Below are 6,865 nucleotides of genomic sequence, written 5' to 3' on the forward strand. Positions count from 1 at the left end.
GTTCGCCGCGACCGGTGGCGGGCACTAGGTTGGCCGGGTGAGCCACCGCGAACGTCTGCTCGTGCCCTGGAGCTGGGTCCTGGTGGCGCTGGCCGCGGTGGCCTCGGTGGCCGTGACCTGTGCGCTGGTGCTGTCCTGGCCGCTCGTGCTGGCGGTCACCGCGGTGGCCTCGGTCCTGGTCGGGCTGCTGCTGTGGCAGCTGTCCAGCCCGGTGGTGGCCGACGCCGCCGGCCTGCGGGCCGGCACGGCGCGGGTCGAGTGGCGCTGGGTGGCCGGGGCGCGCAGCCTGGACGCCGCGGAGGTGGAGGACCGGCTGCGCGGACGGGCCGACGTCCGGGCCTGGCGGCTGCAGCGCTCCTACGTCCCCGGCGAGGTGCGGGTCGAGCTGTGCGACCCCGCCGATCCACACCCGGCGTGGTTGGTCTCCAGCCGACGGCCCGAGCAGCTGGCCGCCGCGATCCAGGAGTGGCTGCAGACCGGGCAGGAGGACGACCGCGGTGGACGCTGAGCAGACCCCGTCGACGGACGCCGCGCCGGGAGCGGTGCCCGAGCAGCCGGTGGTGCTGGTCCGCCGGCTCGACCCCGGCGTCCCGCTGCCCGGCTACGCCCACCCCGGTGACGCCGGGGCCGACCTGGTGACCACGGTCGATCTCGAGCTCGGGCCGGGGGAGCGCCGGCTGGTGCCGACCGGGGTGGCCCTGCAGATCCCGCCCGGCTGGGTGGGTCTGGTGCACCCGCGCTCGGGGCTGGCCGCCCGCTCCGGGCTGACGATCGTCAACGCCCCCGGCACGGTCGACTCCGGCTACCGCGGCGAGATCCAGGTGTGCCTGCTCAACACCGACCCGCGCACACCGGTGCTGCTGCACCGCGGCGACCGGATCGCCCAGCTCCTGCTGCAACAGGTCGCCGAGGCCCGCTTCGTCGCCGTCGACACCCTGGAGGAGTCGGTCCGCGGCGCCGGCGGGCACGGTTCCAGCGGCGGCGTCCGGGCGTGGCAGACTCGGCCCCCGGAGTCCGTCCCGCACCCTCAGGAGAGAACCCGATGATCTTCGGTCGTCGTCGCAAGGCCGCCGCGCAGGACCCGACCACCGGTCCGGAGGAGACGCGGCAGGACGACCTCGAGGAGCCCACGGGCGCGGACGAGACCGACCCGGCAGCCGCCGGGGACGAGGACGCGGGCACCGGGAGCACCGACTGGGCCGCGCTGGACCGCTCCCGCAACTGGCGCGAGGACGGGCCCTTCGACATCACCGAGGTCGACCTCGACGCCGACGACGTCGAGCGGATCGACCTCGGCGCCCTGGTCATCACCCCGCACCCGGGGATGGAGCTGCGGCTGCAGGTCGCCCAGGACACCGGCAAGGTCGTCGCGGTGATGGTGACGGTGGGGCAGTCCGCCCTCGAGCTGGCCGTCTTCGCCGCCCCGCGCAGCGGCGGGCTGTGGGCCGAGATCCGCGAGGAGGTGCTGGAGAGCACCCGGCGCCAGCAGGGTCGGGCCAGCCTGGTCGAGGGCCCCTACGGCACCGAGCTGCGCCGGCTGGTCCCCGTGCGCACCCCGGACGGCCAGCAGGGCTACCAGCCCTCGCGGACGTGGGCGGCCGAGGGCCCGCGCTGGCTGCTGCGCGGCGTGGTCTACGGCCAGGCCGCCCTGGTCGAGGACCTCAGCGCGCCGGCCGACGAGGTGCACGAGATCTTCGCCGGCTGCGTGGTGCGGCGGGGCGAGCAGGCCATCGCCGCCGGGGACGTGGTGGCGATGACGATGCCGGAGGGGATGACCCCGCGCCGGCCCCAGCCGCTCGCGCCGCAGACCCCGGACGGGCCTCCGCCGGGCACCGGGACCGCCACCGTCGGCTGACCTCTGCGGGGTCCGTCCGCCGGCCGCCGGCGGGACTGGGACGATGGCCCCGGACGAGGCACAATGGGTGGTGGCCACCAGACGGGTGGTCACAGCGATCGAGGTGAGAGTGGGTATGGGCCAGCGGGTGCGTACGGAACGACGGGGTGCGCTGACGCGTGCCTGGTCGCGCCTGGTGTCCTCCGACGAGGAGCTGGAGTCGGCCGACCTGCAGCAGGAGGTGCGGCAGTGCGGGGCGACCCCGCTGACCGCCTGTACCGACCGTGACCGGGTCACGGTGAGCGGCGCGATCAGCGCCGTCACCCTGCAGCCGCGGGGCAACACCCGGTGGTTGCAGGCCGACCTCAAGGACGGCTCGGGTCTGCTCACCCTGATCTGGATGGGTCGGCGCTCGATCCCGGGCATCGAGCCGGGGGCGCACGTGAAGGTGCAGGGGCGGATCACCAGCCTCGACCAGCAGCGGGTGATGTTCAACCCCCGCTACGAGCTGCTGAGCTGTCCCCGCTGACCCGTGGGTGCGGGGCCCGTCCCGCGCGCGTCGCGGGCCGGCCCTACAGCCCGACGGTGTTGTCGATCACCGACGGCCGGACGTGGTCGGGGGTGAGCAGCTCGGCCAGCTCCCGCTCGTGGGAGGGGTCGGTGACGAAGAGCAGCTCGTCGTCGGCCTCCAGGGTGGCGTCGCGCTGCGGCGCCTGGGCCAGGCCGTCGCGGATCACCGCCACCAGCACCACCTGACGGGGGAAGGCCAGGTCGCTGATCCGCTGCCCGACCGCCGGGCTGTTCTCGGGCAGCGTCATCTCCACCAGGTTGGAGTTGCCGCGGCGGAACTGGAACAGCCGCACCAGGTCGCCGACGGTGACCGCCTCCTCGACCAGGGCCGACATGATCCGCGGGGTGGAGACGGCGACGTCGACCCCCCACACGTCGTCGAACATCCACTCGTTGCGGGGGTGGTTGACCCGGCCGACGGTGCGCGGCACCCCGAACTCGGTCTTGGCCAGCAGCGAGTGCACCAGGTTGACCTTGTCGTCGCCGGTGGCCGCGATCGACACGTCGCAGGTGTCCAGCCCGGCCTCCTCCAGCGAGGACAGCTCGCAGGCGTCGGCCAGCAGCCACTCCGCCTCGGGCACCGACTCGACCTTGATCGACCGCGGGTCGCGGTCGATGAGCAGCACCTCGTGCCCGTTGGCCAGCAGCTCGCTGGCGATCGAGCGGCCGACGTTGCCGGCCCCGGCGATCACTACCCGCATGTCCGTCCTCTGCTCGTGGTTCCTGCGCGTCCGGGTCCGCTCACTCCCGCGGCGGCGGCCCGGCGAAGAGCTGCTCGACCTCGGTCAGCCGGTCCTTGGCGACGGCCACGTAGGCCAGGTCGCCGTCCTGGAAGAGCGTCTTGGGGCTGGCGACCTGACCCTGCCCCAGCCGCAGCAGGATCGGGATCGGCGTCCGGGCGGCCCGCTGCATGTCGGCGATGGTGCGTCCCACCCAGTCCGGGTGGATGCGCATCTCCACCAGCTGCACCTGGCCGGAGACGTCGCGCCACAGCGGTTCGGAGCCCTCGGGCAGGATCCGGCGCAGCACCTGGTCGGCGGCCCAGCGCACGGTGGCGACGGTGGGGATGCCGAGCCGCTCGTAGACCTCCGCGCGTCCCGGGTCGTAGATGCGGGCGACCACGTTCGTGACGCCGAACGCCTCGCGGACCACCCGGGCGGCCAGGATGTTGGAGTTGTCGCCGGAGGAGACGGCGGCGAACCCGCCGGCGCGCTCGATGCCGGCCTCGACCAGCACCCCGCGGTCGAAGCCCACGCCCTTGACGGTGTCCCCGTTGAAGGCCGGTCCGAGCCGGCGGAAGGCCTCGACGTCGACGTCGATGACCGCGACCGTGTGACCGCGGCGCTCCAGCCCACGGGCCAGGCTCGACCCCACACGTCCGCACCCCATGATGACGATGTGCACGCAGTACTCCCACCGGTGACGCCAGGTCCGCGGCAGGCCCCGCGGGCGCTGCCGGGGCCGACGCTACCGCACCCCGACGGAGGGCGTCCGCCCGCTCGGCTCGGGGGTGCGGGAGCCGGCGTCGGGCGGGCGTAGTGTCAGCGCCCGTGAAGCTGTCCGACGCGGTCAAGCGGCTGCTGGTGGGCCGCAAGCTGGCCAGCACCCAGCTCGGCGAGACCCTCCTGCCGAAGCGGATCGCCCTGCCGGTGTTCGCCTCCGACGCGCTCAGCTCGGTCGCCTACGCCCCTGACGAGATCCTCATCACCCTGTCCCTGGCGGGCCTGGCCGGTTACGCCTGGGACTGGCGGATCGCGCTGCTGGTCGCCCTGGTGATGCTGGTGGTGATCGCCTCCTACCGCCAGAACGTGCACGCCTACCCCTCCGGCGGCGGCGACTACGAGGTGGCCACCACCAACCTCGGGCCCAGCGCCGGGCTCACCGTGGCCAGCGCGCTGCTGGTCGACTACGTGCTCACCGTGGCGGTCTCGGTGTCCTCGGGCATCCAGAACGCGACCGCGGTGTTCCCCTTCCTCGACGGCCACGAGGGGACCGCCGCCGCGGTGGTCATCCTGGTGCTGATGGCGCTCAACCTGCGCGGCATCCGCGAGTCCGGGGCGCTGTTCGCCATCCCCACCTACTGCTTCATGGTGGCCATCCTCGGCATGCTCGGTGTCGGGCTGTTCCGCATCCTCGTGCTGGGGGAGGACCTGCGGGTGCACTCGGCCCAGTTCGGCATCCAGCCCGACCCCGGGTTCGCCGACTTCACCGGGCTGGCGATGGTGCTGCTGCTGGCCCGCGCGTTCTCCTCCGGGTCGGCCGCGCTGACCGGGATCGAGGCGATCTCCAACGGGGTGCCCTCGTTCCGCCGGCCCAAGAGCCGCAACGCCGCCACCACGCTGGCCCTGCTCGGGGCGACCTCGATCACCATGATGCTCGGCGTCATCACGCTGGCCCAGCTGACCGGGATGCGGCTGGTCGACCTCGGCAACTCCGCCTACACGCTCAACGGCGAGGTCGTGGAGGTGGTCGAGCGGACCGCCATCGGCCAGCTGGCCGAGACCGTCTTCGCCGAGTTCCGCCCGGCCTTCTACTTCGTGGTGGCCGCCACCATGGTCATCCTCTTCCTGGCCGCCAACACCGCCTTCAACGGGTTCCCGGTGCTCGGCTCGATCCTGGCCAAGGACGGCTGGCTGCCGCGCCAGCTCTACAACCGCGGCGACCGGCTGGCCTTCAGCAACGGGATCGTGGTGCTCGCGCTGGCCGCGGCCGGGCTGGTGCTGGTCTTCGACGCCGAGGTGACCGCCCTCATCCAGCTCTACGTGGTGGGCGTCTTCCTCAGCTTCACCGTCAGCCAGCTCGGCATGCTGCGGCACTGGACCCGCCACCTGGCGGCCGAGAAGGACCCCGAGCGGCGGCGGCCCATGCTGCGGGCGCGGGCGATCAACGCCGTCGGTCTCAGCATGACCGGGGTCGTGCTCGTCATCGTCGTGGTCTCCAAGTTCACCCAGGGCGCCTACCTGGCGATCCTGGCGATGGCCGTGCTGTTCGTGCTGATGAAGGCGATCAAGCGCCACTACGACTCGGTCGCCGAGGAGATCGCGCTGGAGCCGGGCGAGGCCGGCGAGCTGCCCAGCCGGATCCACGCGGTGGTGCTGGTCAGCAAGGTGCACAAGGCGACGCTGCGCGCGGTGTACTTCGCCAAGGCGGCCGCCCCCAGCACCCTGGAGGCGATCACCGTGGCGGTCGACCCCGAGCGCACCGACACCCTGCTGAAGGAGTGGGACGAGCTCGACCTGGACGTCCCGCTGAAGGTCATCGACTCCCCGTACCGGGAGGTGACCTCCCCGGTGCTCAACTACGTCAAGGGCATCCGCACCGAGTCCCCGCGCGACGCCGTCTGCGTCTACATCCCCGAGTACGTGGTGGGCCGCTGGTGGGAGCAGCTGCTGCACAACCAGTCCGCGCTGCGGCTCAAGGCGCTGCTGCTGTTCACCCCCGGCGTGATGCTGACCTCGGTGCCCTACCAGCTGCGCTCGGCCGGGTCGGCCAAGCGGCGGCACGGTCAGCCGGTCCGCCGGCGTGGGGTGCTGCGGTGAGCGGTGCGGTGGTCGGTCCGCTGCGGGTCGGGGCGGTGGCCCACGGCGGGCACTGCGTGGCCCGGTACGAGGGACGGGTGGTCTTCGTCCGGCACAGTCTGCCCGGCGAGCTGGTGGACGTCCGGCTGACCGACACCGGGCACGACCGGTACTGGCGCGGGGACGCCGTGACGGTGCACGAGGCCTCGCCCGAGCGCACCGACCCGCCGTGCCCGGTCAGCGGACCCGGGCGCTGCGGCGGCTGCGACCTGCAGCACGTGACGCTGCCGGCCCAGCGCCGGCTCAAGGCCGAGGTGGTCGCCGAGCAGCTGCAGCGGCTGGCGGGGCTGGAGGTCGCGGTCGAGGTCGAACCGGTGCCCGGCGACGAGGAGGGCCTGGGGTGGCGCACCCGGATGCGCTACCACGCCGACGCCGACGGGGTGCTCGCGCTGCGCCGGCACCGCTCCCACGACCTGGAGCCGGTGCCGGTCGACGGGTGCCCGATCAGCGACCCCCGCGGACGTCCCGAGCGGACGGGCTGGGAGGCCGGGCAGGTGGTCGAGACCGCCGTCGACACCGCCGGCTCGGTCAGCACCCTGGTCGACGGGGAGCGGGTGTCGGGGCCGGCGCTGCTGCACCAGCGGGTGGGGGAGCAGGAGCTGGCCGTCGCCGCCGACGGGTTCTGGCAGGTGCACCCGGGCGCCGCGGAGACGCTGGTCGACGCGGTGCTGGAGGGGCTGGCGCCGCAGCCGGGGGAGCGGGCCTTCGACCTGTACTGCGGGGTGGGGCTGTTCGCCGTCGCCCTGGCCCGGCTCGGGGTGCGCGTGTGGGGGGTGGAGTCGTCGCGCACGGCGGTGGCCCACGCCCGGCGGAACCTGGCCGCGGCCGGCGACTCCGCCAGCCGGGTGACCGCCGGGCGGGTGGCCCAGGTGCTGCGCCGACT

At 73.8% G+C, this 6,865-nt stretch carries 8 protein-coding genes; 6 read left to right on the forward strand and 2 right to left on the reverse strand.

Annotated features, from left to right (window positions below):
* Positions 1-37 precede the first annotated feature (37 nt).
* From DVA66_RS14930 to DVA66_RS14945, 4 genes are all read left to right on the forward strand, one after another.
* Positions 38-508 carry a DUF3093 domain-containing protein gene (locus DVA66_RS14930; protein WP_114560797.1) on the forward strand — a complete coding sequence of 157 codons (471 nt, stop codon included), beginning with the start codon at positions 38-40 and terminating at the stop codon, positions 506-508.
* Positions 498-1,046 carry a dUTP diphosphatase gene (gene dut, locus DVA66_RS14935; RefSeq protein ID WP_456297816.1) on the forward strand — a complete coding sequence of 183 codons (549 nt, stop codon included), beginning with the start codon at positions 498-500 and terminating at the stop codon, positions 1,044-1,046. The genes DVA66_RS14930 and dut overlap by 11 nt, the downstream gene beginning before the upstream one ends.
* Positions 1,043-1,855: a DUF3710 domain-containing protein gene (locus DVA66_RS14940; protein ID WP_114560798.1), complete on the forward strand. Its 813-nt coding sequence runs from the start codon at positions 1,043-1,045 to the stop codon at positions 1,853-1,855. The genes dut and DVA66_RS14940 overlap by 4 nt, the downstream gene beginning before the upstream one ends.
* 127 nt (positions 1,856-1,982) lie before the next feature.
* Positions 1,983-2,363 (forward strand): OB-fold nucleic acid binding domain-containing protein, encoded by a 381-nt coding sequence (locus tag DVA66_RS14945; protein WP_232821979.1) that lies wholly within the window; start codon positions 1,983-1,985, stop codon positions 2,361-2,363.
* A 43-nt stretch (positions 2,364-2,406) separates the two neighbouring features.
* On the opposite strand, the gene DVA66_RS14950 is transcribed toward DVA66_RS14945, so the two are convergent.
* Positions 2,407-3,105, reverse strand: coding sequence for a potassium channel family protein (locus DVA66_RS14950; RefSeq protein ID WP_114560800.1), 699 nt, complete (start codon positions 3,103-3,105; stop codon positions 2,407-2,409).
* A 40-nt stretch (positions 3,106-3,145) separates the two neighbouring features.
* The gene (locus DVA66_RS14955) at positions 3,146-3,793 is read right to left on the reverse strand and encodes a potassium channel family protein (RefSeq protein ID WP_198671798.1); all 648 of its coding nucleotides are present in this window, start codon (positions 3,791-3,793) and stop codon (positions 3,146-3,148) included.
* Between the two features lie 161 nt (positions 3,794-3,954).
* Between DVA66_RS14955 and DVA66_RS14960 the strand changes: the two genes are divergently transcribed.
* Positions 3,955-5,943: an APC family permease gene (locus DVA66_RS14960; protein ID WP_114560802.1), complete on the forward strand. Its 1,989-nt coding sequence runs from the start codon at positions 3,955-3,957 to the stop codon at positions 5,941-5,943.
* On the forward strand, positions 5,940-6,865 hold a 926-nt coding region (locus DVA66_RS14965), incomplete at its 3' end, for a class I SAM-dependent RNA methyltransferase (RefSeq protein ID WP_157974030.1). The genes DVA66_RS14960 and DVA66_RS14965, both read left to right, overlap by 4 nt.

Source organism: Desertihabitans aurantiacus, assembly GCF_003344635.1.
In the GTDB taxonomy this organism is placed as follows: domain Bacteria; phylum Actinomycetota; class Actinomycetes; order Propionibacteriales; family Propionibacteriaceae; genus Desertihabitans; species Desertihabitans aurantiacus.